Origin of the sequence: Clostridium sp. MCC345 (assembly GCF_018785345.1) — a bacterium.
Taxonomy (GTDB): Bacteria; Bacillota; Clostridia; order Lachnospirales; family Anaerotignaceae; genus Anaerotignum_A; species Anaerotignum_A faecicola.
Genome location: NZ_WQPP01000003.1, coordinates 46,202 through 71,376, shown reverse-complemented (window position 1 = coordinate 71,376; position 25,175 = coordinate 46,202). Strand labels below are relative to the sequence as shown.

Below are 25,175 nucleotides of genomic sequence, written 5' to 3'. Positions count from 1 at the left end.
GGTCTTTTTTCATTCCTCTTGCTCCTTTCCCTCTGCTCGCCGCTTCCTGCGTTCCTCCGCCCTGCGTTCTGCCTGCTCCACGCCTTTATCATACAGCTTCATCAGACCACAGATACCCAATTCCGTACCGAATAGCAACAGTGCGGACGATACGATGGATGAAATGTCAACGCAGAAGCACGCCAAAATAATACCCACGATAACAACGCACACACAAAACGACAGGGACAAAACCACAATCGTTGTCATGGTATCGTTATTGATTTTAAAACGAATCCGTCTGCGTTTTTTCATCATAAACCGCCGCCATTCAGCAGAAACCCGATTGCCGCACCGACAACCACCGCAATCGCCTTATCAATCAATCCATCCCAACGCTTTGCCGGCTTGGAAACCAGCTGCTTCACATCGTCCTTGATTTCCCCGACATCCGTTTTGATATGCTCCTGCTCGTTTTGCAGGACCGAAAACGCCTTCGTCAATCCGTCAAGGTTGTCCTGCCGCTTCTCCATGCGGTCAATCCGCTTGTGCGCGGATTTCGTGCTATCCAGTGCCTCCTGCACCATTTTTTCAATGTTTTCCATAAACCATCCCTCCCCTTAACTCTGCACCTGTGCCGCTGTGACGTGGTGCGGATTTTCAAAATCATTCAAGTGCTGTTGGAGCAGTGTCATAACCGAGGCGGCATTGATGTACGCAGAGGATGCCAGCGAACCGCTTTTCACGCCACTGGTAACGGATGCCGCAAGCGTGGGAATGAAATCCCCCAATTCCACATCGTTGTACTGCTCCAGAAGGCAATCCCATTCGTAGGAAATAACCTTCGCCTGCTTCTGAAAGCCCATTTTGGTATTGATAACTGTCACCATATCCCCCAGAAAGACCTCCTCCAAAACGGCATACTCCCGATATTCCACCGTCTTTTCCAGTGCCACAAAGTCCACCTTGATGTTAATGCTTGGAATATCGCAACCCTCGTCCAACAGCTTTTGTCCCTCTGCCTGCACCTCGGAAATGCTCTTATTTTCCTCTGTCAGCGTGTGGATTTTCGGGTAGATATAATCGTTGATATGTGGGCTTTCGAGCGTCACACTGCCGCCCCGCCCATAACAAACAATGCGTGTCTTGACCTCTGATTCATCCTCCGTGACCTCAAGCCCGACAAGGTTTTTCCCGTAGCGGATGGAAACGCCCCTGTCCTGCCCCAGAGCTGCCTTGACGGACACCCGAAAGCCATCCCGCAGCAGCTCGCCGCCGTAGCCCTTGACAAACGAGGTTGCTTCGTCATCATCCGATAACAACGCCTGTACGGGATTCATACGCCCTGTTGTGAGCGTCCCTGTCAGCGAAATATCCGTATCAAAGGAAAAGGGCATGGGATAGGCAAACGCCGCCTGTAATGCCGCCAGTGCCGCTCCTGCCGTACCGCTGTGGCTGATTGGTTCGCACTGGTTGTCCAGTAAATCATAAAAAATATGCCTTGCGTTGACCGAAATTTCCTTCATGCTCGGCTTGACGTAATAAATGCGGAACGGCTGTTTTCCTCTGGGCGTGGATGCGTAGAGAATTCGCCCACGCTCAATGCGTTTCCACTTGCCGCCCTCATCGTATGGGTGTTTCATCTCCAGCTCATACGCCCCGTTTAATTCCTCCGTCACAATACAAGAGCCGGGAACCAATGTCCCCAGCCCGATTGTGTCAAATGTCTTTGCCGTTTTTTCGTGAATGGTAATCATAACATCACCCCATCATGCCGACCAATTCCTGATACTGCTCCTCTGTGATTCTGTTCGCCATGAGGAATACGTCCATTTTATTCAACATGTCCTCCTTGTTGTAAGCCCCTCTTTCAATCAGCTTTTTCAGTCTTGCGTATGTCATAATATCTACTCCTTTCAAATCTCTAATTCCTTCATGCAGACCAAATAGTCTACATTGATTGCAGTTTCTAAAATTGCCTGTTCGGTTTCGGATAGGGGCGGTTCTGGTGTGGGCTCGGGTTCGGGTGGTGTGTATTCCGAAAACGTACCTATTTCAGAATCATAAATCATGCCAAGCGTAACGGTATCGTCACAAGGAATAGCAGTCACAGGATTGCCCGATGGGTCAGGTGGATAGTAGGGTTCTGTTTCCCTGTCTTTCAGAACGTCAATCACTCTGTTTTGTAAAATCATTGCATAGTTTTTCATTTTTTCACCTCCTTACCATTCGATGATGACAATGCCATCGCCGCCAGCAGATGCACCAGTATAATTATAACTACCGCCGCCACCGCCACCACCATAACCTGGCGGAAATTGAGATGCCCCCTTTGAAGAATCAGCACCATTTCCTCCGCAGCCATAAGAACCGCCGCCGCCGCCACCATTTGGGGAACTTCTTACCGATCTATCCGCTACTGTACCTCCATTACCTCTAACTCCATCTAGTCCATATTCAGCCCCACGATTACTGGAGGATTCTCTGTAATAGAATCCTCCTATACCACCAACACCAGCACCAACAAGCCCTGTTGTAGTACCTCCACCTCGGAGTGTAACGAGGTTTCCGATAATTGTAGGTGTGCCATTTGAACCTGCACTACCACCGTTGCCAACAGTAATGCTTATTGTTTGTCCTGCTGAAACAGAATACGGCTCCCTTATGATGCACTCGCCACCATCGCCTCCTTTTCCGCCGTAATAATAAGAACCACTATCACTATATCTGGTGCCTCCCTGCCCACCTGCACAGGCAGTAATCCAAATTTTCGTTACGCCATCGGGAACGGTAAACGTGCCATTTTCGGTAAAGGTCTGCGTACCACTCTTTGCGGGGAGCATTTTATCCAACGACTGAAACCCACTTGTCCCAATCGTACTATTCAAATAGGCTTTAATCTTTTTCTCCAGCGCACTCTCCACATCCCCACGCTGTGCAAGCATTTCCAAAATCCCCCAGAATGTATCCACGCCGTACTCTGCCGCCTTGTCCCCAGGCTCGCCGAATGCTGCGGCAATCTTGTGCATGGTATCCAGTGCGTTTTGAATTTCCTGAAACAGCACCACCAAAACGCCGTATTCGTTTTCGCTTTCTACCGCATCCGTCCAAGGAATTGCCGCCGTCACATAGATTTCAAACACCTGCGTAGACAAAATCTGACCGCCTGCATTCCAAACGGAAATCTGTGCCTCGACTGCCTTTGCCTCCGAAAGAATTTCATTCGTCAGGGCAAATTGGCATCTGCCCGCAGTCGCATCTGTCACTTCCCCCTGATTAAAAAATGTGCCGCCGTCCGCTTTTCTGAATGTGATACGCACCTGCTCGCCTGTCAGATTGATTGCCACACCGTTTTCATACAGGCACACGTCCAAATATCTGGATTTTGTATCGTTCTGCACAGGGCGAATCCCGATGCTGTTCGGCTTTTTGTTCACATCAATTTCCAGACGATTATACGTTTTTGCCATTTTCCCACTCCTTTCCAAAAATCGCATTAAAAAAGCACATCCATTTTATTTTCAGATGTGCCTTTCTTGACAGAATATCTTTCTTTTGCTATCATAAGCATAAGAGAAGGATTGCCACCTTTCGCAGGGCGGCTAGTCCAAGTAGTTGGTTTTAGCCGTCTAACTTCGCAGGTTAGGCGGCTTTTTCATTATTTCTTGTTATGAAACAAGGAAATAACTCCGATGATTACTAAGCAAAAAGTAAATAACCCTTCGTATGTAACCATAAGCGTCACCTCCTTCACGGGAAGTGACTAACCGCCAGTTGGCAATCCTTCATTTATACCATACCATAAATTTCATTTTTCGACAACTACAGCCATCTCCAACGGGGCTGTATTTTTATTTTGCTGACATGCCCCGTCCAGCGAATTTCGTTTTTCCCGACCTCAAACCTCGGAAACTCCGCGCCGCCGTATTTGCCGTTCTGGTTGGCGTTTCCCTTGAACACCTCCATCATTTCGCAGTCAATGGTGATACTTTCCTGCACGCCGTACAGGGGGAAATCCTCCCCGTTGATGTTCAGCGTAATGTCTCCGTTTCCGTAAACCGTAATGATTGGCTCGCTGTATACTGTCCCGCTGTTGCGGATGGTGGTCGGGGCAGTCAGCTCTAAGGCATCCCCTGCGGCATTGACGCTGTATTTGAAGGGCTGTGTATCCAGAATAACCTGAAATTTCTGGAACACACGCATCATCTGGGCGATGCTGATTTTATTTGCAATCGTTACGCGGTAAACCTTATCCGGTTCTGTTGAAAATGCCATTTCTCCGCTGCCGACAAGCCATGCTGTGATTTCGTCCAGTCTTGCACGCTTTATCAATGCACATTCCATCGTTCTGTCATAGCTTTCATAGACACCCTCATCTGTATGCAGAGAACCGTTCCGCCCTGCCACGGTAATACTTTCTATCCGCCGCTCCGCACGCACCGTTTCCGGCATAGCGGTCACAATGACCCCCATCTCTCGGCTGTCAACGCCTTTGAATGTAAACCATGCCTCATGTATCATTTGTTACCACCTCTCCCTGCGCTTTGCTGTCTGCGGAGAAACTCGATCTGCTCTGCGACAACTCTTGCTTCTCTTTCGCTTTTCACACTGTCGATATGCACATTGATGTCCCCGTAGGTGTAGGTCTGAGATTTACTGATGCCGCCCGTTGCCGTTTCCACTCTGGGCGGACGTGCAACTGCGTCCATGCTGTTCTGTACCGTCCGCATCACCGATTTCATTTTATCTTTGATGCCGATTTCGTAGCCCTCCATGGAATACTCGCCGAAGCCTTCAAAAACCTTAGAGGGCGAATGAATGTCCAGTTTAGACTTCGCTTTCGCAATCGCCGCCGCTACCACTTCTGCAACTGCCTGAATTACGCCACTCCTTCCGTTCTCAATACCATCGGCAAGTCCTGCCATCATCATTTCGCCAATATTGACATACTCAACACGAAAACCCGTCATAACCTCGACAAGCCTCATTTCAAGTGCCTGCACGTATTCCGTCAGAACAGGCTCCTGTGCCTGCAAAGATGCAACAATCTGTTTCATGGTTATCCCCTGCGTATTCTGGTTTGCGGTCGCAACAGCTCCGGAAACAGCACCTGCAATGTCTGTTTTACTGTCAGCTGCCATGCCCTGTGCAAAACTCTTTGCCGCTTCTGTCCCTGCCTGATACAGTTCATCCTTGACTTCTCCAATGGTCTGCGGCAGCTTTTCGGTGTAGTTCTGTTCCAGTGCATCAAATTCACTTTGGTAGAATTTTTTCGCCGCATCTGCCGCCAACTGCTGTTTTTCTTCGTATTTTTGGATGTATTCCTGCAATTTCACATCAGACATACGAGAGAGCTTATCCATGTAGTCCAGTGCATCATCCACGCTCATTGCGGAGATTTCACTCATTAAGCCCCCGGACAAGCCTTTTGCCTGCATTTCTTCAATCGCATTGCTGTATTTCTGAATCTTTCTGATTTCGACATCCAGATCCCCAAGCCGGAATATCTCCTTATCATCCTCCGTTTTCACGCGTTCAAACAAAGAACCGTAGTCGGCCAGTTTTTCCTGTAAGCTGGTTTGCTTGCTTTCAATTTTAGAAAGTGCCGATTCATATTCCTTCTGAAAGGTCTGCAACGCAGAAAGCCGCTCCTTCAGCTTTTTCTCCTCTGCTGTTTTTGTGGCATCCTCCTGTTTTTTATTCCAGTCGTTTTCCAGCTTTGTAATTTCTTCCTGTATCTTCTGCCGATTCTTCTTTTCTGCCTTTTTCAGCTCCGCACGCTTTTTCGCAAGGTTGCTCTTGTATTCCTTCAATTCCTCGGCGGCTTTCTTTTCCTCCGATTTCTTCTGTAAGGCTTCAATTTCGCTGTTGGTTTTCTCTAATTCGCTTTTCAGCACATCCCCAACCTTACGGGCAGTTTTCTGTGCGAAGGCTACCATGGAATCCATCCCCGCTGCCGCCTCCGCAATGTCCTCTGCCATCTTTTCAGCCGCTTCGACCGCCTCTCCTGTGCCATCCTCGATGCCGACAGCAACACCGGCAGGAATCTGTTTGCCGACCTCATCACGCATGACGCGGGAAGGGGAATGAATATCAAAGAACTTTTTCAGGGTTGAAGCCGCAGATGAACCAAGTTTTGTAGCCGCTGCGACCACTTTATTGATTGCCCCTTTTGAAAGTAGACCATTTGCAAAACCCTTTGTACAATTTTCAGCAACACTCTCCATTTCGGATTCCGCTTTTTTCATTTCAATAAGCCCTTTATCCTTCATAGTTACAAGTGCATTTGCATATAGCACAGCATTTTCATCTACTCCGGCTTTCAACGCCTTCGGGACTTCCCTGCCCGCATCCGCATACGCCTGTACCGCATTCAAAAAATCATCCTTCGTGGACATTAAAGCATCCAATTCCGCCTGCCCGATATCATAACCTGCATCCTGTGCCATTTTCAATCTGGTTGCAAAATTTCTCGATGTGACTTCCAGTTGCTGATCCAGCTGATCCTTTGTTTCATCTGTCACTCTTTGCTGTTGATATACATACTCATTCAGCCCGTTTTTAATTTCTTCCAGACTGTTAGACTGACTCAAAGTCAAAAGGCTGTTATATTCATCGATGTCCTGATAGGAGCTGCGCAGGATGTCGGTCTGCTCTGTATAAAGCCCCTCCATTTCCGCAAGGCCATCCTTTACCTGCTGCAAAGCAGACATGGCTTTTGTCTGTTGCCCTGTACTGCCGTTCATCAGCGCGTCTTGAAGCTCTTTCTCCTTTTCAATCAGCTCCTGTTTTTTTGTGGCAATATCATCCTCCAGAGTTATAAGGTTCTGCATTGCCTCTGCTTGGTTCTGGATTGCCGCCGTATAAGCCTCCTCTTTTGCGTTCAAAAGGGCATTGACACGCTTCTTTTCCATCAGCAAATCCAGATTATCAGCCGTCTGCACATAAGCCTGCCCTTCTTTTTCCGTCAGAGAAATTGCATTCGGAATCACACTGTTGATTTGCTCCGCCAGAGCCTTTGCCCTGTTTTCGTAGCCATCCTTTACCTGTCCGTTTGCATCGCAAAGCTCCTGCAGCTGACGAATCAGGCTGTCTGTGTAATCCATTTCAGAAAGAGATTGATTGATGCTTTCCTGCGCCGTTTCCTTCATACTCTTGCGTGCCTCTGCCTGCTGATTGATGGAATCCGTTGTTTCCTCCAGACGCTTTCGGAACTCTCGCATCCCCTCGCTTTCTTCCTCTGTCGCAGAAAGCAGAGAAACCAGCCCAATGGTCAATGCTGCCGCACCTGCAATCAGAAGTCCGAGCGGACACGCCGCCACCACAGCATTATAGGCAGTCTGTGCCGCAGTCATGAGGGCAATCTTTCCTGTTACCACACCAACCACAAGCTCTTTTGCGCTCAGCGTAGAGGTCAGCAGTAACTCCGCATTTCGATTGACCGCCAAAGCCGCTGTATAAACACGCACTGCCTTTTCCGCCGCCTGCCAGCTTTTCACCACAGTAGAAAGGCTTTGCACTGCCTTAAAGGTTCCGATTGCCGCCGCCGCTGTCAGCGTTACATTCTTAATCTCCTTTGTGTGTCTGAGCATAGCCGCAAGGGCGTTGATTGCCTTCGGCAAAGCCTTCACCGCCAGAGCGGTTGTTTCCTCCATGAAATGCCCTGTGCTTTCCGCAAGGTTATCCACACTTTCCGAGAGTTTTCCACTCCGCAGATTTCTTGCAACCTCATCCACCGATGTGATAGCGGTTTCCGCAGCCTCTTTCATAGGGGTTTCAAATTTTTCGTAGACCTGTATGTCAAGCCCTTCCAGACCACTGCCGAGAATCGTCATCTGCCCCTTGAGGTTGTCCATCTGCACATCTGCCATATCCTGCATGGCACCGCTGCTGTTCGCAATGGATGCAGAAAGATTCTCAAATTCCGCGCCACAGCCCGCAAGCATCGCCTCTGCACTTTTCAAATCTACTTTATTGAAAATATCGTTCAGTACGTTTGTTTTTTTCTCTTGACTCATGCTCTGCATTGCCGCATCCATTTTTTTGAAGGTTTCATTCAGCGGGTTCAGATTTCCTTCCGCATCAAATGCAGACACGCCAAGGCTTTTCAGCGTTGCCGCCGCTTTATCTGTCGGTGCGGATAAGGATAAAATCATGTTTCTCAGAGCCGTACCGCCCTCTGCTCCCTTGATACCTCGGTTCGCCAGAACACCGAGAGCCGTATTCAGCTCTACTGTGCCGCCTGCAAGGTTCTTCGCTGTACCGCCTACAGTTAGAATTGCTTCGCCAAGCTGTGCCACACTGTAGTTCGCCTTACTGGATGCCCTTGCCATCTGGTCCCCAAACTGCGTCAGATTGCCCGCGCTCGCCTCAATGCCCAGAGCCGCCATTGCATCTGTTGCAAGGTCAGAGGCATACGCCAAATCAAGTCCGCCCGCCGCCGCCAGATTCAGCACAGAGGGCAAAACCTCTGCGGATGTGCCTGCGTCATACCCCGCCAAGGCAAGATAATTCAAAGCCTCTGCCGCCTGTGTAGCCGTAAATTTTGTAGTTGCGCCTGCATTTTTCGCCGCCGTTGCCAGTGTTTCGTAAGCCTCACTGCCGTTATGGATTTCCGAAACGCTCATCCCCATGGTTGCCGCTACCTGCGACATGGATTCCTCAAAGTCACTGCCAACCTTGATTGCCGCTATGCCAAGCCCCGATAACGTACCCACCGCCGCCGCTGCCGCAGAAACCGCCGCTTTCATGGCTGCCTTCATACGGGCGGAGCTTTGTTCGGTCTTATCCAAATCCTTCGACAGTGCATCCGAGCTGTTCCCCAACTCCTGCATTTCCTGTTCCATACGGTTCATTTCTGTAGTTGTGCGGTTCATCTGGGTTTGCAGGTCATTCACGGTCTTAACCTGTCTGTTGTAGGCATCCTGCGCCTTTCTGGCCTCCTCACTGTTCTCCCCGAATTTCTGCTTGGATTTTTCCAGCTCATCCGACAGGGTTGCAAGCCTTGCCTTTGCACGCTCGCTCTGGTTTTGCAGCAGCTTCATTTTCTCCGCCGAGGCATTGAGGGAACGCTTTAAAACATCACCCTTTGCCGTTACCGCGCCTTCGCTGTTCTCCATGCCCGAAAACGCAGAAACTACGGATTTCATTTCACTGCCTAAGTTTTTTAATTGAGAATTGATTGCAGATAGGCTCGACCGAAACGCCGCCTCGCCGTCAATGCCAATCTTTGCACCAATATCCGTTCCCATTTCGCCACCTCCTTTTTTTGCATGAAAAAAGCACCCAAATGATTTGAGTGCTTTCTGATTTCTTTGTATTTAATTTAAAAGTGTGCTTATCATTGCATCCGTCTGATACATGTCGTTATCCTTGCGTGTGTATGTGTATTTTACGGCTGTGTCCGTTTCGGAATAATAAGGTACTTTACAAAGAATTGTAACCTCGCTGACATTTTTCAATTCTTTTCCTATTCTTGCCGCAAAATCTTCACTGTACATAGCCAACATTTTCTTGGTTGTGTCCTTTGAATTTTTTGTATTCCAGGTCAATTCCATCAAAATAATATAATCATTTTCCGCATCCGTTCCTAAATTTTCATTGACAAGGATATTAGAAACAGTAGCAGATTTATAATTTTCTGCACATATTGCTCTTGCACTGTTTTCTATTGTTTTCTGCTCTGTCATTGTGCTTTGCTGCGATTGATCCGTCTGCTCTCTTTCCGTTTCTTCCAGTCCATCAGCGTAGCCATTATCCATCATCATAGACATAGCAATCTTTTCAATATAATCTTGACCGCCATAATAGCACGCCGGGGCTTGCAAAACATCACTGTACCCCGCATATTCCGCATAAACACACACCTTTTCTCCTACCTTTGGAACAGCAAAATATTTTTGCAGAACTTCCTCTGTAAAGCCTCCGTATTCCACGCCTAACATCATTAACAGCAAACTGGGGTCAACAATAGAAACCTCTCCGACATCCGTCTTAACGGTAAAAGAGCCGATACTCATACCTTCTTCGCCCTCCGTTACCTCACTTTCTGTTACCTCACCCTCAATCTTATACAATTCGCCTTCCAAGCCGTTTTCGCTTGCAGGCGTTGTATAAATAATTTCGGGCGGCTCACCAAAATTGGCGGTATCTACAAAGGCATCTATGTGTTCCGGATACACCTTGACCTCATTGGTTTCCTCTGTCTCTGTTTCTGCCTGTTCTGTTCCGCACCCTGCGGCAACGCCCATCATCAAGCAACCACATAATAAAACAGCCAAAAATTTTTTCATACTACCCCTCCTGTGTCATATCGTGCCATTTTTCTAAAATTTATCACATAACATGACGTATATCAAGAATATTTTCACGATTTTACACAAAATCCATCAGCCGCCAGAATTCCGCTTCCTCCTGTGCCTTGGATTTTTTCATTTTTGCGCCTTCGTTTCTAATCTGCTCCACAGCAATCAGGTCGCACAATTCGCCAAAGGGAAGGGCATAGGCTGTCTCATAGGACAGCCCGATTTTCAATCCGTACCAGATGCACCACCCGACATCTGATTCTGTCGAGTGGTCTCCGCGTTTTTTCCTTCTTCATCTTCTGTTTCAATCCTTCTTTCGCTGCCGTCTGCAATCGTTTCAAAGATTTTAGTCTGCATATCCAGAAGATCATCCATGCCACATAAATCATAAAGCGCATCATAGCTCAGAGGGGGCGGTGTGCTGATGCCTTCCATCTTGGCATATTTCGCCCCTGCATCCATCATGGCAGACAGCAACCAGAAGCTCTCATCCATTTTCTGCACCTCTGTCCCCTCCGTCAGCGCCTTCCCGATATTTTCCGCGTTCTCGTAGCGTTCCGAACAAGCACGCATCACGCGAGCGGAAAAGCACAGCAGATATTCCTTTTTGTTAATTTCAATTTTCGCCGTTCTCATACGTTTCTTCCTCCGTTTCCTCCGTCAGATTTACCGTTTCTTCTCCCCCGTCATGCTCGGCTGTCATGACGGCATTCATTGCTCCCCCGTAATACCGAGGAATTTCTTAATTGCCGCCTCTGCGTCCGCCTCGCTGTCCATAGGGGAGGAAATCATCTTCCACGGGTGTCCTGCGGCATCGCTGCGCAGAATACTACCGCTGATTTCAGGTGTCCCCCATTCGACCTTTTCGCCCTGTGTGGTGAAGGTGTCGTTAGGGTTAGTCGGCTGAATCTTCGGCAATACAACCGCCTGCCACTTGGTTGCACTGTTTTTCTGTATTTTCACAACTGCGCCAAAGCCAAGGTAGGGTGTTTCCTGCTCATCATTCCAGATGTACCATTTTGCATCCTTGGTGCTGACATCCGATCCCGTCATTGCCTGCTCGATAATACCCAATACCTTCAGCATAACATCAGGCAGCAAATCATCCGTTGTCAGCGTCCATGTACCGCCTGCAAAGGTATTCGCACTCTCCGCAGGTCCATTGTCTGCATAAAGGATATTATCATCCGCGCCCTCCAATTCAATGGAAAGCTCTACCGCCTTGCCCATCAGCGCGCCGCCGCTATAATTTACTGTTTCGCCTGTGTTGCTGTATTTTGCACAATAAGGTTTGCTTAAGCCAATCTTTGCCATATCTCCCTCATCCTTTCATCGTTCTTTTGATTTCCGTTTCAAATACTTTTTTCATTTCTGCCTCCGCTTTTGGCTTCGCCGTTTTCAATGCCTTTCGCACAAAGGGCGTTTTCTGAGAAAAGCTTGTACCGCTTTCCGCAATTCTGGCAATCAGCGCAAGAGGCTGTCCCTGCGGATATTTCGGCGTTTGGATATCGCTATAGCCTGTAAAGCCGACAAGCGTATCAATCCTGTCCCCCTCCGATTGGAAGGGCGCAACGCCCAGTCCCTTTGCAAGCGCCGCCTTCTGCTCGTCCGTAATTCCCTTGAGATAATGCCCTGCACTGCGGTCATTGTCGGTTGGCAATGCCTCCACAGCGGAGCGGATTTCGTCCGCCGTCACACCCGCACCCTCATAAAGTGCCTTTTTCGTGATGCCGTCCGCGCTTTGCCGTAGCTTTTCCAGCTGTGCTATGTAGCCATCCAAGCCTGTGAAAGTAAGCTTTGCCATCAGAACACCTCCCAGACCCATTCGTAATGCGTAAAGCCTGTTTTCTCCTCATACTGCACGCTGTTTAATTCCCATGCAATATATGGGGATGCGTCAAAAGCCGCCTCCAGCTCCTCCTTCCATGGGTCAAACTCCTGCTTGGTAAAAAGGTCGGTTGTGCCGGTGACGGCTTTCTCCGCATGGGTATCGTCCGCAGTCAAGTCATTCGCACCATCCTCCTGCCAAACAAAATATCGGTCGGATTTCATGGTTCTTCCGTGCCGCACCGCATCCGTCACAGCAAGGTGTGCCGCTATGATGTGTTCCTGCCAGCTCATGCCATCACCTCAAATTCCTGTTCGATTTTCGCAAGTGCCAGATCCACGCAGGGTGGATAAATCTCCATGACCTTCTGCACCGTATCAATGCGGTATTGCTTTCCTTCCAGAAGTGCCACATCCTGCGGAGAAACCGTCCCTGCAACGGGTACCCGAATCATGCGCACAATCTCCACCTGTGCCTGCTTGCTCTGATAAATGCGGTTAATACCAAGTCTTTGTTCCGCAAAGCGCAGCATTATTTTTTCTGTCAGCTTTTCCTGCGGCGCATAGCCTGCCTTTGCCGCATCGCAGACAGTGCAGATTGTCACAATCCCGTCATTGAACGCCTGCGTAATCTCATGCTTTGGTCTGTTTGGTGCTTTCCGCATACTCTCTCACCATTCTTCCGTTCTGCATATTCAAAATCAATGCCATGTAGTTGTTTTCAAATACATCCAGTGCCTCATCCCTGGCATAGCGTACAAATTCCATCATCAATGTACGGGGAAGTCCGTCCGCATCATAATCCAGAACGCTACCACCCTTTTCGTTCAGATATGCCATTGCGGCGGCAATAAAGCCACGAATCTTGTTATCCGTGGCTTCATCGTCCCATGTAATATTCAGCTGGTTTTTGACATCCGCCAGAAGCTCCGCAGAAACACTCTGCCGCTGCATCAGGATTTTGTCACAGTGACGGTATAGGCTTTGGTGGTTGTGCCGTCAGCCGCCGTTACAGTAACCTTAACGGTATTTGCGCCTTCCTTCCACGTTGCCGCAGAGCCGTTGTCTGCCTCCGCATCATTTACCTGTACGCTGATTTCCGCGCCTGCATCAGAGGGTACTGCCGTAATGGTGTTGGTTGCGTTTGTGGTTGCCGCTGTGTAGGTTACGGTTTCCTTCGCAAACGTAGGGGACAGGCTCAGACTGCCAATCTTCAAGTCGGACAACGTCGCATCATTGGAGGCGGTCGCCGCTTCCACCTGCTCCACCTTATAGGTCAGAGGCTTAAGGTCTGCAATATCCAGATACAGGAAGGCGTTGTTATCCATCGGGAAACCGTTTGCATACAGCTTCACCAGATAAACCCTGTTATCCTCCAGGAACTGATACTGATCGGAATAATCAATCTTCCCCTCCTTGCTCATGCCTGCCGCCGCAAAGTATTTCTTACCCAGACCCAGAACCGCCTCTCCACGGCTCAGTGCCGCAGACTGGATAATTGTCATGGGATAAGGCACAACATCATTGCGATAGGTGCCATCGGGAGCCATTACCGTTGTTGCGGGCATCACCCTCTGGAAATAATCCTGCGGATTGACAATCAGAAGGACATTCTCCACCGCTCTTGCCTTCCCATTGGGATCCGCCGCAATCAGAGAAATCAGATTGCCGACCGTTTTCACGGAAAGGTCATTTACCTTAATTTTCTCCTTTGCAGGATAAACGCCGCCTGTGACGGTAACGCCATCGCCTACCTGACGCATCATGCCAATAGGCTTTTCATGCCCATCCCCCTTGACAATGCCTGCCTCCAGACCATTCGCCAGTGCTTCATACAGAATCTGTCTAACGTAATTGTCCAGCCATTCGGGACCCAAGTCCAGCATCGCCTTGCAGACAGGCAGGAAGGCGGACAGCTTCAGCAGGGTTGCATTGACTTCCTTGAAGCCGGAAAGCAGCTCCTTCACAATCGTATCTGTCAGTGCGCCCCACTGCGCCTCCTGCCGTCCATTGGTGTTCATCAGCATCTTGATTGCGCCGCCTGTGGACAGGAATCCGATATGGGACAGCAGAGGGTGCTCCTCTCTCAAATCATCGAATACGGAATCAATCACCGTCTCGGGCATCACAACATCCAGATTTGCCAATGCCTGCTTGGGGTCTGCGGCACGCATTGCCTCGCCCAGCTTCTGGTAATACTGCTTTTCCTGAGAGGTCAGCTGACGCACGCCACGGGAGGTCAGCGCCCTGCTGTCATTCTCCTGTCTGAGCTGTTCGATTTTGTCCTCATAGTCCTGCTTAATGTCCTCGCCGATGCACGCCATCATGTCATTCATGGCGGCGGCAAAGCCCTCCTTGTCATCCTGCTGCAACGCTGTCTGCATTGCCTGTCTGATTTCTTCTCTTGTTTTTGCATCATTGTGTTTCATTTTCTATCACTCCTTTATTTTTCTGCATCAAAAAAGCCGTTCAGCATCGCCATGATACTGTTCGGCTCTTCCTTCTGTTTTGGTTCTGATTTTGGATCACGCTCTCCTTCTCCGGTACACGGCTCTGTCAGCTGACGCAGCTGTGCCACAAGGCTTTTCTGCATTTCAATCCTCTGCTGTACATTCAGATTTGCCTTCTGCATCACGCCTGCAACCTTGGCAGGATCTGCATCCTCCTCCGCAAATCTGTCCGCCAGACCGTATCTGATGCAGTCCTCTGCGGTCAGCCATGTTTCGTCATCCATCATACGGGATAACAGTTCTTCTGTGACCTTCTCGCCCGCCTTCTGCAAATATGCCTGCTTTCCGGCATTGTTGATGATATCCAAATCATCCGCCGCCTTCCGCAGCTCTGCGGCATTGCCATAGGAGAACATCCACATATTATGAATCATCATCAGCGCATTTCGTGGCATAATGATTTCATCCCCTGCCATGGCAATCACGGAGGCAATGGAGCAGGCAAAGCCGTCGATATAGACGGTTTTCTTCGCAGGGTGCCGTTTCAGCTGGTTATAGATGGCAGTACCCTCAAATACAGAGCCGCCGTAGCTGTTGATATAAAGCTTGATTTCCGCAATATCTGCGTATTTCGCCAGCTCCTCACGGAAGGTATTCGCACTGGTTTCACTGCGAATCACTTCATCCGTCCACCAATCGTAGCCGTCGCTTTCCACATCGCCGTAAATATAGATTTCCAACACGCCGCTTTGCTGTGCCGCCTGTTTGATTTCCCACATGTTTTTCCTTTCCTTCATGCTTATTCACCCCCTTTCCCATCAATGCGGTGCATCGCACCGTCCAGAGTTTCAAAGTTTTTGGTAACAAAATGCTGATTTGCCCAAGGCTCGTTGATTTTCGGCATTCCTGCCGCATCCAGTACGTCATTCACACAGAACGCCGCAGAACCAATCAGCTTCTCGATATTTGCCGCATTGCCGAACAAATCGAAATGCAAAATTGCGGAGGTATCAATCTGCAAATAGGTGCCATCCTTCCATTCCGAAAAGCCGTACCGTTTCCGGTTGATTTCCTCCGAAAGCTGATCGCAAAGAGGGTCAATGCAGGTGGTCAGCCACCTTGTCATAGCATCCTTGGAATCCGCCACATCACCGAAAATCAGCACAGGCGGAATCAGAAACCCTCTTGCCGTAAAATCAAAAATATCATCCACCAAAGCACGAATATCTCTTGTGGAACGCTGTGTATCCGGATTTCCGCCGACATCCTCGTATTTGTACCCGTCAAATTCGGGCAAAACGCCGTTTTCGGATGTCAGAAACGGCTTTACCTGATTGCTCAGCATCTCGCCAAAGACTTCATTCCACCCCTTCTTGCCGTCCTTGCCGTCACCGATATTCCCTGCGTTTGCAATCTGGCTGACGTGTACCTTCAGGTGTCTGCCGCTGCCCCATTCGTAATTCTTCATTGCCGCCTGCACCAGTCTTATGTATGACTGATACAGCCCATCCAAAACAGGCTTAATATCCTTATGGTTGAGCCGCAGATGCAGCACTTCGCTTTCCGGAAATGTCTTTTGATAGCTAACCTCGCCGACAACCACACCCTGATATTCGTTTTCCTTCCATGGATGCTCTGCGGCCCTTGTAAAGCTGTCCGCCACCGCCAGATATTCCCGTCCGCCCGTTTTTCCGCCGCTGATAATCAGCACTTCATTCTCCTTGTAGAGCTGATAAATCAGCTTATGCAAAAAGGCGGTGCTGTTCTGGTTGCGGTTCGGCTCCACGTTCCAGAGGTAATACTCCTCGCCCCTGTTTTCCTCATGCTTTCTGTAGGTCTTGAATGTGCATTTGCCGACTGCATTTGCAATCATCGCCACACAGGTATGAAATGCCAGCTCGCGAATACGGTATTCCTCCAACGCCTGCTGTAATTCCAGAGAGGAAATCTCTGCCGTGCCGCCAAGCCCCAGTTTGGATAAAATCCATCGTTTGATACTGATTCCCATTTTCTCACCCCCTTTAAAATACAAAAGCACCCATTGTCGGAATTTGTACAGGTGCGCCATCGCCAAGAACGGATTCTATTGTCATTGCCGCTACAAATGCCATGAAGGCATCATTCTTGCGGCTTTTTGCTTCGATTTTCGCATAGATAAAGTTGCCCGTATCTATGCCCGATTTTATCTTTGTGCCCGATTTTACCCGCTTTGTGTTATTCACGCCCCACCGCAGATGGGGAACATTGCCCCAGTGCAGATATTGTCTGTTAAAGCACTCCTGAATCACAGGCTCAATCTGCATAATGTCGGACGGGCGTACCAGCTTGATATTTTTCTGCTCATCACTGAAGCCAATCTTCCGCAGGCTTTCCGCAACCAGCGCATAGCGGTGATGGTCGAGCGCAAGCATTTTGACATTGTACCTCCGCATACTGTCCCAGATGTAATTCGCCAGTAAATCGGGATGAATCCCGACATCATCCACAACCGTAACCTCTCCGCGCTCCGCCCATTCCTTCCAAGGTGCTTTCACACGGTGCAGTGTTTTTGACCTTGCGCAAATCCATGCGTGATTGATGTCGAACCTGTCCGCACCTCTGCGGAAATGCAAATCCACCGCCGCCCAGTCGTCCAGCTCCGCATAGTCCACGCCTGCAACACAGCTCCACCCCGTCATATCAGGCAAAGGCTTATTTGTTGCCGCTACGTTTTCATATTCCGTAACTGCAATCTCCTTCGCACCGGAACGGATGCCCATTCGCTTTGTCATGAAATCCCCGTTCTGCTCCGGATGCTCCAGCCACTCCCTGTATTCATCCTCCACCTCTGCATAAAGCTCCGGAAGATACGGCAGGGACGGGTTTGCCATCTGCCAGTTTTCCGGATGATGCACCTGCTCCTTCCGGTTCAGGCAGCAGATGAAGGGCAGGAAACCGTTGTCCTCCTCACCCTCAAAAAGAATCCTGCGACCTCTCGCTAAATAATCATCCAAAGGACCGTCGGAAATATCGCCGTTTGAGGTAAAATAGCCACGCCTTGGCTGTGCCACCTTGCCTTGTCCTGTGGTAAAAACCTTGATGTTGTCATAGTTTTCATACTGATGCATCTCATTGAAGATAACCTTGCCGCTGCGCAAACCGTCTCGCCCCTTAGGGTTGTTGGTATGCCCCTTCATGACACCCTTGTTTTTCCGCCCCTGAATGACCTCTTTGGTGTGATAATAGTGTCTGCTCAGCTTCTTTTCCCATTTCGGGTTCTCCAGAACATCCACCAAATCCAGCTGCGGTCGCTTCGCCTGATCCTCATTGTTTGCGCAGACATCCACGTCGTAATACTTCACAGGGTTGTAGGGGCTGATGCTGCACGCACCGTCAAAGGCAATAAAGCCATCCTTCCCTGCACCACGCCCTACCATGGCAAACACAATCTTCCATCTGGGGCGGTTGTTGGATTTCCAATAGGTGCAGTCCCAAAGGGCAATCAGAAACTCCTCCCACGGGAACAGCTTTTCAAAACTGAAATACTTAGCCAAGCCCAAATATTTCTCCAGCTGCTCTGTATCCACATAAATTTCCTCTGTCTCAAAGCATTTTCGCACATGGGCGGCAAGGGCTTTCTGCTCCTCGCAGGCAATGCCGTTTTCGACAAGCTCAATGTATTCCAAAATATGAGGATTTAACTCACAGCTCATCATCCTCACCGCCTGCCGCAGCCTTCGCCTTAACAGCCTGATCTTTAAATCCGAGTGCCGCCCAGATGGAAAGCATCTGACTGGAAACTCTCGTTGCAATGGTCAGAGATTTGTTATCCGTGGTGCCCTTCTGGTTCTCGCCGTTCTGGTATTCAATGAATACACCACGCTCCGAAATATCATCATTCAGCATTTGCAACCAGCACCAAAGGCGCATGTATTCGTCCACTTTATCCTTGTATGGCTCCGAAATTAAACCCCTGCTTTCCAAATCATCCTCAAGCTCTTTTTTCAGTGCCTTATATTGTTTTGTTTTTTTATAATCCTTCTTTCCTGCCATCCTTTTTCACCTCTTTTTCGCCATCTACCACACCCTCATGCGCGTATTTTCAATTTTTCTGAATTGTCGCAAGTACAACCCGACCGAGCCAAAATGCCAAAAACCCGTTTTTTTCGAGGGGGGGGTATCATATTTTTCAAATCAATCCCACCTCTCCTCAGTAATTGGCTTCACAGTCTTTCCGTATCGGTATCGTACCGTCCGCTCCGGATGCAGGTCCTCATGGCACTGCCTGCATACACTGACAAGCTGCCGCTCCTCTCCATCCCAGATAGATAACGCAAGGTCGGGTCTGTCCTTCAGATGCTTGACATGATGCACAATGTCCGCCCTGCGATACCTGCCCTTTCGCTTGCATATCTGACATTCATGGTTGTCCATCCGAAGAACCTCCGCCCGCAGCTGCTCCCAGTCCTTCCAGTGATAGAAGGAATCTACGTTGTCGGCAGAAATCTTCTCCTGTAATTTCAAAAGCTGTTCTCCCGTCATTCGCATCATCCTTCCGCAAATAAAAAATCCCGATAAGCATTGTAGCTATCAGGATTTCTTTTGATTTATTTTGATATTTCTATTGACATTTACTCTTTTTCGTGTTATTATATAAACAGAAAGGAGGTAGTGCAAAATGAAAAAAGACAAAGACTTTAAGCTAAAAATTGTCGAACTTGTAATCCAAGCAGTTATTGCCCTAGCCGCTCTGATTACAGCCATCAAATCTTAGCAAGTTCGGGGAGTAAATCTCCCCTTACTTCTTAGATAAAGTCAATGTCTCATGTTTATTATAACCAACCGAAAGGAGAATGACAATGAAAAATAAAATTTCTGTTTTCTCACTCCTGTTTTTCTTTATCTATGCAATACACGCAGGCTGGACACCTATCGCAAAGCTCCTTGTGATTTTAAATTCCGTCCTTGTGCTTTTGCAAACTACTTTGCAATTCAAGGAGGTTATGCGCAATGTTAGAAGCTGAGTATATCTCTGTTACCCAATTTGCCCAGAAGTTCGGTAAGGATGTCGGCAATGTCCGCAAGCTGATTAAGGATGGTCGCATCCCTGCAATCAAAATCGGGAATCAGTGGGCAATCCCTGCCGATGCTGAACCTCCTGCCGATAAACGTGTGAAGTCCGGCGAATACCGCAACTGGAGAAAGAAAAAGGATTCTTCCGAGAAGGACCGCTGATGCGGTCTTTTTCTCTTTTCTCCATGGTATTACTATAACACAAAAGTACGTCCCTTTTGTCCGCAATTATTTTTTCTTGTCCAGAAGCCAGAAAAATTTTTTCCTGCGTTCATAGAACGCTGTTCTTCCGTATGGCACACCCAGATATTCCCACGGCACTCCATCCGCTACATTACTGAGGATGTATGTATAGATCTCCGCATCCGCTTCAATCGCCGTCTGCTCAATCATCTCTAAGTCCCGCTGCAGCTCCGTCCTTCTGATTGCTGTGCTGGCGGTCTTATCCGAAAGCTTGCCGCTACCACCACCGCAGATCGGAGGTGAGCCAACTTCCGTAATCGACCGCAGGAGCGATTGCTTCTCTCGATATTGACGGCAGAAGTATTTTAATTCTCTGTAGCGGTTGCCGGAGATATTATATCCGTCAAGCTTTAAATCTCTGTCCTTCATGGCATCACCTTCTTCCTGTAAATCTTATTTCTTTAAGATTCTTTCCTTCCCGCTTATTCTATGTTTAATCATCATTTCCGTAGGCGTATCCTTGCAGATGAACCAGTTGTCACTGTTTAACCTGTGCTCCCTCAGAAATATCGCCTGACGTTTTGTCGGCTTCGTTCCTCTCATGCCTTTCCCTCTTTCTTATTTTTTCTTTGCCTGGATGGTCTGTAATCTTTGAATCCATTTTCCGCACATTTCTTTACCGCTACATCCGGATCTCTCCCATACAACTTGCACTCGTCATTTCCAAGGTTTTTACAAATTCTGCAATCAATTTCAAGCATTTTTATTATTCCTCCTTTTCTTCAATGCCGCTTCCGCTTCTTCTCTTGTGAAATACAGGTTCTCGTAATCATACGATTCCCATTCATCGGCATACTTGACAGCCTTCACCGATACATCCTGCACCTCATATTCGCCGATATAAAAATGGTGGTTTGGTACGGTTTCTTCGAGGATTTCATACACCGTATCTCCGACCCTGCAAGGCAGCACCAACAGCCGCCCCTCCGCATCCGCTTTTACCATCCGCAGAATGTTTTTATAAAACACCTTCTGTTCCGGACAGAAGTCCATGCTTGCCAGCTTCTTCGCCATTTCCAGCATCCGTTCTTTTGAAATCTCTATATTCATTTATACCTCTCCTATCTTCATCTGTTCCGCCACAGGCGTTTCCCATTCCACACTGATATAATCCAGCACATGCCCCCAGCCGATATCGTACATCCAGAACCGCCATTCCTTCTCGTTCCGCTCCCGCAAGAGGTCGAATCTGTGCGGACGCTTTTCCATGTGTATCCCAAATCCGCACATGCTGCAGCCTGTCCGCTGCGCCTTGGTGGTATAAAGCGTCCCATCCTCTTTTCGCTCAATCGTGCCGTAAATCGCCGGCACTGGTACATTCAGCTCCAACGCCAGCTGTAAAATATCCTGTCTGTTGAAAATCGCAAACGGCGCAGAACGAATCGTGCTCTTGCCAAAATAATTGCATCCGTTGATTTTCAGGCTCTTTGCCCTTCTTCCGCCTTCGGATGCCATCAGCCCCAGATAGGGCACACTGTTGTGTTGCTTCGCCCAATCGTCACAGGGCTTTTCCTTGAGATAATAACAGCACTTTGCCGATACCTTGAAATCCGGTACACCATAATTCACGCCCTCTGTTTCGTTCTCATATCCGCCGAATTTCTCCAGCCATTTCTGCGACAGCTTCATGCGTGAATTTTTCTGGTAGCCACCGTATGCGCCCGTCTCTCCGGTGATAATCGCATGACGCACGGTTTTGTTCTTCTCCGAAGGGTTCTGCAAAAGCTCAATCTTCGACGCAATTTCCTTCGATAACACAGGAAAGCCGAACTCCTGAATGATTTTCGCCTTATTCCAGACCGTGCCGTCCGCCCGCTTCAACGGCTGAACCCGTTCAATCCCAAGCTGTCTATGTACTTCCTGTATACTCCTGTCCTCCAGATGGGACACGCTGATGCCGGGTACATAAATTCCGATGCTCCGCAGGAACAAAAATAGCGTAATGCTGTCCAATCCTCCGACCGATACATGGCAGTTCAGCCCTCTGGCGCAGCACTCGTTGTAAAATTCCCACGCCCTGATGTAGGCGTAGTTCTTTTTAAACTCGTAGTCCATTTTCATTTTTACGTTGAAGTCCGCCATCTTCCGCTCCGCACCAATGGCTTCCATCCGCTCTAATACATTTTGCATTTCTATCTCTCCTTAAAACGGCAAATCATCATCCATCAAAGCATATCCACTCAATCGGTTTACTGCTTTTCTCAACCGGTTAATCCTTACTCCAATCAATCGCCTGTCCGCAGTTAGGACAGAACTTATAATCGTCATAATCTACCTCGTATCTGGTTCTGCAGCAGGGGCATAACCACTCGTCAAATACGATCTCTCCATCCTCGTCATACCCATCACCTTCAAAGTCCGGTTGCTTTGGCACATACTGTTCCAGTGCAGAAATTGCTATACCAATGGCTCCATAATGTCTCTTAAGTTCTTCCAATGATTCCCATGATGGGTTCAATGGACTTCCGGTCTCCATAAAACGATGTTTCAAATATTCCAGAGCTTCTTTTCTTGTCATGCTTATCCCTCCTTAAAACGGCAAATCATCATCTTCAACGCTTTCATCAATCGGATAGAACCCCTCCTGCTCCGCCAGTCCCATCTGCTTTGCAGGCTTATTGGGTGCCGTTGCGGGTCTGCTCTGTTCCGCCACAGGCTTATTCTCCGCATCCCTCTTACTGCCCGTAAAATAGCAATTCTCTACAACAACCGTTGTTGTCCAATGCCTTTCGCCGTCCTTCTCCCAGCTTCTGACATTCAGCCGCCCTTCAACAGCGAACATGGCACCTTTTTTCATAAATTTTTCTGCAAACTCCGCCATGGCTCCCCATGCAATGCAGGAGATAAAATCTGTATCTGCCTGTCCATTCTTTTTGAACCGCCGATTGACTGCTAATGTATATGTGGCGTACTGCTTAGAATCCTCTGAACGTGTCCAATCCATTTTCGGGTCACTCGTCAGCCGCCCCATCAAAATCACTTTGTTCATATCTGCCGCCCCCTTCTCTTGTAATGGCTTACCGCTGCGCTCTTTCGCTTATCCGCTTCATGCAGTATGCTTATCCTTCTGAATCTCTCCAGCTTCTCCGCTTGCCGCTTCCCGTCCCATGCTTTGTATTTCTCGCACGTCCCATGGCAACCGACAGTCCTCTCTTAGCATCCGCAACAGGGGCAGTCCCTTCCGCTTGTGCTATATGTAATGCCTTTGCCCATTCTTAGCCCTCCAAACTAATCTCATACCTTAATTTCATCTGCGCTGGATATAGATCAACCTCCGGTTTTCTTTTTCCCGTCCAGCGCAATCCGCCTGCCTGTCCGATACACTTCCATCCGGCAGCACGCAGGCTTGTTCCATTTTCCGTTTCCAGAATGTATGTAATAACCCGTTTATAGCCCATAGCCCTTGCCGCTCTCCACGCCGCTGCATAGAGCATGGAGCAGGCATTACGAGTGCCATCCGTACAAAGTCGGTTGACCTCTAAGGTCCATCCGTCATCAAGGAAACGTGATACAGGTCTACCCACAATCGCAACTCCTACGATTTTGCTTGTTTCAACATCCGCTACGGCAATGCTGAATTTATGCCCAATGACCTTGCCATGGTGCCTATGATTACGCTTAACAAATTCGTTTGCCTCCGCAAGCGTTATCGGTACTATGTCTAATGCCACGCTCACACCTCCTACAGTAAATAAAACCCACCTGTATCCGCAGGCATCTGCGGTTTTCCTTCTGGTTCATCCCCCAGATAGTTCCTCCCAACGATTGCCATAAATTCTTCTCTGCTGTGTGTCTCCTCAAATTTTCTCTGGCAATCCCGTTTCAGCCGTAAATCAATCTTATGCCCATCCCTTCCATGGACACCCGACGTTCCTCTGTGCCATTCCGGCTTGAGCCACACCCAGAATCCATGCTTATCTGATATCTGCCGCATCCCTGCGCCGAAATAAATATGGTGCCGCTCCAACGGTCCGGTTTCTGTGTCTGTAAAATAGCAGCGTTTACTTTTTCCCTGCAAAATGGAATAACTATGACTGCCTGTTCTTGCTCCCTGCATCTGTTTCCGCTCCTCCCTCATATTCTCCGTAGTCCATGCCGCCCCGACGGACAGCCTTCATATACCGCACCCAACCGATTTCTGCAAAATAGTCCTCGGTCTGCACAATCACATCAAAACCCTTCGGCGGTCTCAGGGATACCTTTCTTTTGGTTTCCTTGATAACCTCCAGCTTCACTTCCGGCTTTTTCAGATTTCTGCTGGTGCTCCAACGCTTTGCACCCTTTCTGATGTTCTCCTTGGATATGTAGCTTGCAAGGCGGTTGTCCTTCTGGTTCTTATACAGCTTCTTAATCAGAACAGTACCTTTACCCCAGACATTTTCTAAAATCTCCGCCGCCTCCTTCATACTCAGCCCTTCAAATCCATTCATCACAACATGATGATGCACACGATTTTTTTTGCCCTGCGTTTCAACCACTGCAATATATTTCAATTTGGAAAATCCATTTTTATTCCGATATCGGTTCAGCCTGTCTCTGAAATTGCTGAATTCCTTTTTCGCCTGTTCCATCGTTACCTCTGCTGCATAGGTCAGCAGAACAAAATAATCATCCCCATTGAAATTGGCATTGATGCTACGTGTTATTTTCTTTCTGGCGATTTGCAGATTCCTTCTTGCCTGTTCCTCGGATGTCAGATTTTCGCTCCGACCTCTTTCGTATTTTTTCCCTATCGTCCGAGGGGAGTAAAATTCCTCCACCTCGTATACATCCCCCGACCGAATCTTTTTCCTATACTTTGGCATTCCCATTCCTCCTTTATATAAATAAGAGCGTGTCCATTCAGTTAATTGCTTTATGGACAGTCTAAAGAGACCGCCGCCTCTTGAAAAAACAGTCTCGGGAATACCGTAAAACCCTTGATAAATCAAGGATTCTGTGTTATATTAGATATAGATATGTACGGTCTCCCAAGACCTTCCCGTCTGCGTCAACAGGCGGGCTTTTTTTATGTCTTTTTCTGTTTCTTCCTATTAGATGTGGTAAGTTTTCCTCGCTTTGCTTCGGAAACCGCTATATTTCGGCGTTTATTCGTCACCTCACACAGCGTTCGCTATACGTTCGTTCCTCATAACCAAACGCCTCAACCGCTACTAGAGCCTGTTTTTTCCTTATATATATCCTCTGCCTTATAAACGGCATCCTGCGAAGAATCTTCTTCCCTGCAATCACACTGCTCCCCATGGTCCAGATGTGCGCCGCAGTCCTGACAGACCTCATACTTTCCTTTATTCCTTCTATCCGTCATGCCGCTCACTCC

The 25,175-nt window shown here is 48.5% G+C and carries 35 protein-coding genes; 2 read left to right on the top strand and 33 right to left on the bottom strand.

Features of this window, described 5'->3' with window-relative positions; all coding sequences use genetic code 11:
• Positions 1–9: 9 nt before the first annotated feature.
• The 22 genes from GPK49_RS00480 to GPK49_RS00375 form a co-directional block, all read right to left on the bottom strand.
• Positions 10–294 (bottom strand): hypothetical protein, encoded by a 285-nt coding sequence (locus GPK49_RS00480; protein ID WP_215676427.1) that lies wholly within the window; start codon positions 292–294, stop codon positions 10–12.
• A complete protein-coding gene (locus tag GPK49_RS00475; RefSeq protein WP_016408216.1) occupies positions 294–584 on the bottom strand; it encodes a hypothetical protein in 291 nt (96 codons plus the stop codon). Before GPK49_RS00475 ends, GPK49_RS00480 begins: the two co-directional genes overlap by 1 nt.
• A gap of 15 nt (positions 585–599) precedes the next feature.
• Positions 600–1,736, bottom strand: a complete 1,137-nt coding sequence (locus tag GPK49_RS00470; protein WP_215676426.1) for a phage tail spike protein — start codon at positions 1,734–1,736, stop codon at positions 600–602.
• Positions 1,737–1,740: 4 nt separating this feature from the next.
• Complete coding sequence (locus GPK49_RS00465) at positions 1,741–1,881, bottom strand: XkdX family protein (protein ID WP_215676425.1); 141 nt, start codon at positions 1,879–1,881, stop codon at positions 1,741–1,743.
• Between the two features lie 14 nt (positions 1,882–1,895).
• Positions 1,896–2,189, bottom strand: coding sequence for a hypothetical protein (locus tag GPK49_RS00460; RefSeq protein WP_215676424.1), 294 nt, complete (start codon positions 2,187–2,189; stop codon positions 1,896–1,898).
• Between the two features lie 12 nt (positions 2,190–2,201).
• Complete coding sequence (locus tag GPK49_RS00455; protein ID WP_215676423.1) at positions 2,202–3,449, bottom strand: BppU family phage baseplate upper protein; 1,248 nt, start codon at positions 3,447–3,449, stop codon at positions 2,202–2,204.
• Positions 3,450–3,801: 352 nt separating this feature from the next.
• The gene (locus GPK49_RS00450) at positions 3,802–4,500 is read right to left on the bottom strand and encodes a phage tail domain-containing protein (protein WP_215676422.1); all 699 of its coding nucleotides are present in this window, start codon (positions 4,498–4,500) and stop codon (positions 3,802–3,804) included.
• Positions 4,497–9,230, bottom strand: coding sequence for a phage tail tape measure protein (locus GPK49_RS00445; RefSeq protein WP_215676421.1), 4,734 nt, complete (start codon positions 9,228–9,230; stop codon positions 4,497–4,499). The genes GPK49_RS00450 and GPK49_RS00445 overlap by 4 nt, the downstream gene beginning before the upstream one ends.
• Before the next feature lie 69 nt (positions 9,231–9,299).
• Positions 9,300–10,271, bottom strand: coding sequence for a hypothetical protein (locus tag GPK49_RS00440; protein ID WP_215676420.1), 972 nt, complete (start codon positions 10,269–10,271; stop codon positions 9,300–9,302).
• Positions 10,272–10,353: 82 nt separating this feature from the next.
• Positions 10,354–10,512 (bottom strand): hypothetical protein, encoded by a 159-nt coding sequence (locus GPK49_RS00435; RefSeq protein WP_215676419.1) that lies wholly within the window; start codon positions 10,510–10,512, stop codon positions 10,354–10,356.
• Entirely contained in the window at positions 10,509–10,919 is a 411-nt protein-coding gene (locus GPK49_RS00430; protein ID WP_215676418.1) for a hypothetical protein, read from the bottom strand. Before GPK49_RS00430 ends, GPK49_RS00435 begins: the two co-directional genes overlap by 4 nt.
• Positions 10,920–10,994: 75 nt before the next feature.
• Entirely contained in the window at positions 10,995–11,597 is a 603-nt protein-coding gene (locus GPK49_RS00425) for a hypothetical protein (protein ID WP_215676417.1), read from the bottom strand.
• Positions 11,598–11,604: 7 nt separating this feature from the next.
• Positions 11,605–12,087 (bottom strand): HK97-gp10 family putative phage morphogenesis protein, encoded by a 483-nt coding sequence (locus tag GPK49_RS00420; RefSeq protein WP_215676416.1) that lies wholly within the window; start codon positions 12,085–12,087, stop codon positions 11,605–11,607.
• Positions 12,087–12,404, bottom strand: coding sequence for a hypothetical protein (locus GPK49_RS00415; RefSeq protein ID WP_215676415.1), 318 nt, complete (start codon positions 12,402–12,404; stop codon positions 12,087–12,089). Before GPK49_RS00415 ends, GPK49_RS00420 begins: the two co-directional genes overlap by 1 nt.
• Positions 12,401–12,775 (bottom strand): hypothetical protein, encoded by a 375-nt coding sequence (locus tag GPK49_RS00410; RefSeq protein WP_215676414.1) that lies wholly within the window; start codon positions 12,773–12,775, stop codon positions 12,401–12,403. The genes GPK49_RS00415 and GPK49_RS00410 overlap by 4 nt, the downstream gene beginning before the upstream one ends.
• The gene (locus GPK49_RS00405; RefSeq protein ID WP_215676413.1) at positions 12,744–13,064 is read right to left on the bottom strand and encodes a hypothetical protein; all 321 of its coding nucleotides are present in this window, start codon (positions 13,062–13,064) and stop codon (positions 12,744–12,746) included. The genes GPK49_RS00410 and GPK49_RS00405 overlap by 32 nt, the downstream gene beginning before the upstream one ends.
• Positions 13,064–14,539, bottom strand: a complete 1,476-nt coding sequence (locus tag GPK49_RS00400) for a phage major capsid protein (RefSeq protein ID WP_215676412.1) — start codon at positions 14,537–14,539, stop codon at positions 13,064–13,066. The genes GPK49_RS00405 and GPK49_RS00400 overlap by 1 nt, the downstream gene beginning before the upstream one ends.
• Positions 14,540–14,553: 14 nt before the next feature.
• Positions 14,554–15,357: a head maturation protease, ClpP-related gene (locus GPK49_RS00395; RefSeq protein WP_215676411.1), complete on the bottom strand. Its 804-nt coding sequence runs from the start codon at positions 15,355–15,357 to the stop codon at positions 14,554–14,556.
• Positions 15,358–15,359: 2 nt separating this feature from the next.
• Positions 15,360–16,568, bottom strand: coding sequence for a phage portal protein (locus GPK49_RS00390; protein ID WP_215676410.1), 1,209 nt, complete (start codon positions 16,566–16,568; stop codon positions 15,360–15,362).
• Between the two features lie 13 nt (positions 16,569–16,581).
• Entirely contained in the window at positions 16,582–18,252 is a 1,671-nt protein-coding gene (locus GPK49_RS00385; RefSeq protein ID WP_215676409.1) for a terminase TerL endonuclease subunit, read from the bottom strand.
• On the bottom strand, positions 18,242–18,592 hold the full coding sequence (locus GPK49_RS00380) for a P27 family phage terminase small subunit (RefSeq protein ID WP_215676408.1): 351 nt from the start codon (positions 18,590–18,592) through the stop codon (positions 18,242–18,244). The genes GPK49_RS00385 and GPK49_RS00380 overlap by 11 nt, the downstream gene beginning before the upstream one ends.
• 141 nt (positions 18,593–18,733) lie before the next feature.
• Positions 18,734–19,081 (bottom strand): HNH endonuclease, encoded by a 348-nt coding sequence (locus GPK49_RS00375; protein ID WP_215676407.1) that lies wholly within the window; start codon positions 19,079–19,081, stop codon positions 18,734–18,736.
• 317 nt (positions 19,082–19,398) lie between these two features.
• Here GPK49_RS00375 and GPK49_RS00370 point away from each other — a divergent pair, with 317 nt between their 5' ends.
• Both GPK49_RS00370 and GPK49_RS00365 read left to right on the top strand, forming a co-directional pair.
• Entirely contained in the window at positions 19,399–19,563 is a 165-nt protein-coding gene (locus GPK49_RS00370) for a hypothetical protein (protein ID WP_215676406.1), read from the top strand.
• The gene (locus tag GPK49_RS00365; protein ID WP_215676405.1) at positions 19,550–19,774 is read left to right on the top strand and encodes a helix-turn-helix domain-containing protein; all 225 of its coding nucleotides are present in this window, start codon (positions 19,550–19,552) and stop codon (positions 19,772–19,774) included. The genes GPK49_RS00370 and GPK49_RS00365 overlap by 14 nt, the downstream gene beginning before the upstream one ends.
• Before the next feature lie 66 nt (positions 19,775–19,840).
• Here the strand turns inward: GPK49_RS00365 and GPK49_RS00360 are convergent, their stop codons facing one another.
• From GPK49_RS00360 to GPK49_RS00315, 11 genes are all read right to left on the bottom strand, one after another.
• Entirely contained in the window at positions 19,841–20,224 is a 384-nt protein-coding gene (locus GPK49_RS00360; protein ID WP_215676404.1) for a hypothetical protein, read from the bottom strand.
• A 24-nt stretch (positions 20,225–20,248) separates the two neighbouring features.
• Complete coding sequence (locus GPK49_RS13105) at positions 20,249–20,398, bottom strand: DUF6906 family protein (RefSeq protein WP_444876926.1); 150 nt, start codon at positions 20,396–20,398, stop codon at positions 20,249–20,251.
• Positions 20,395–20,556, bottom strand: a complete 162-nt coding sequence (locus GPK49_RS00355; RefSeq protein WP_215676403.1) for a hypothetical protein — start codon at positions 20,554–20,556, stop codon at positions 20,395–20,397. The genes GPK49_RS13105 and GPK49_RS00355 overlap by 4 nt, the downstream gene beginning before the upstream one ends.
• Positions 20,549–20,905 carry a hypothetical protein gene (locus GPK49_RS00350; RefSeq protein ID WP_215676402.1) on the bottom strand — a complete coding sequence of 119 codons (357 nt, stop codon included), beginning with the start codon at positions 20,903–20,905 and terminating at the stop codon, positions 20,549–20,551. The genes GPK49_RS00355 and GPK49_RS00350 overlap by 8 nt, the downstream gene beginning before the upstream one ends.
• Positions 20,906–21,985, bottom strand: a complete 1,080-nt coding sequence (locus GPK49_RS00345; protein ID WP_215676401.1) for a hypothetical protein — start codon at positions 21,983–21,985, stop codon at positions 20,906–20,908.
• 79 nt (positions 21,986–22,064) lie between these two features.
• On the bottom strand, positions 22,065–22,373 hold the full coding sequence (locus GPK49_RS00340; protein WP_215676400.1) for a hypothetical protein: 309 nt from the start codon (positions 22,371–22,373) through the stop codon (positions 22,065–22,067).
• A gap of 12 nt (positions 22,374–22,385) precedes the next feature.
• Positions 22,386–22,844, bottom strand: coding sequence for a single-stranded DNA-binding protein (locus GPK49_RS00335; protein ID WP_215676399.1), 459 nt, complete (start codon positions 22,842–22,844; stop codon positions 22,386–22,388).
• A gap of 226 nt (positions 22,845–23,070) precedes the next feature.
• Positions 23,071–23,526 carry an XF1762 family protein gene (locus GPK49_RS00330; protein WP_215676398.1) on the bottom strand — a complete coding sequence of 152 codons (456 nt, stop codon included), beginning with the start codon at positions 23,524–23,526 and terminating at the stop codon, positions 23,071–23,073.
• A gap of 11 nt (positions 23,527–23,537) precedes the next feature.
• Complete coding sequence (locus tag GPK49_RS00325; RefSeq protein ID WP_215676397.1) at positions 23,538–23,912, bottom strand: hypothetical protein; 375 nt, start codon at positions 23,910–23,912, stop codon at positions 23,538–23,540.
• On the bottom strand, positions 23,884–24,660 hold the full coding sequence (locus GPK49_RS00320; RefSeq protein WP_215676396.1) for a rolling circle replication-associated protein: 777 nt from the start codon (positions 24,658–24,660) through the stop codon (positions 23,884–23,886). The genes GPK49_RS00325 and GPK49_RS00320 overlap by 29 nt, the downstream gene beginning before the upstream one ends.
• A 338-nt stretch (positions 24,661–24,998) precedes the next feature.
• Complete coding sequence (locus GPK49_RS00315) at positions 24,999–25,163, bottom strand: hypothetical protein (RefSeq protein ID WP_215676395.1); 165 nt, start codon at positions 25,161–25,163, stop codon at positions 24,999–25,001.
• Positions 25,164–25,175 lie beyond the last annotated feature (12 nt).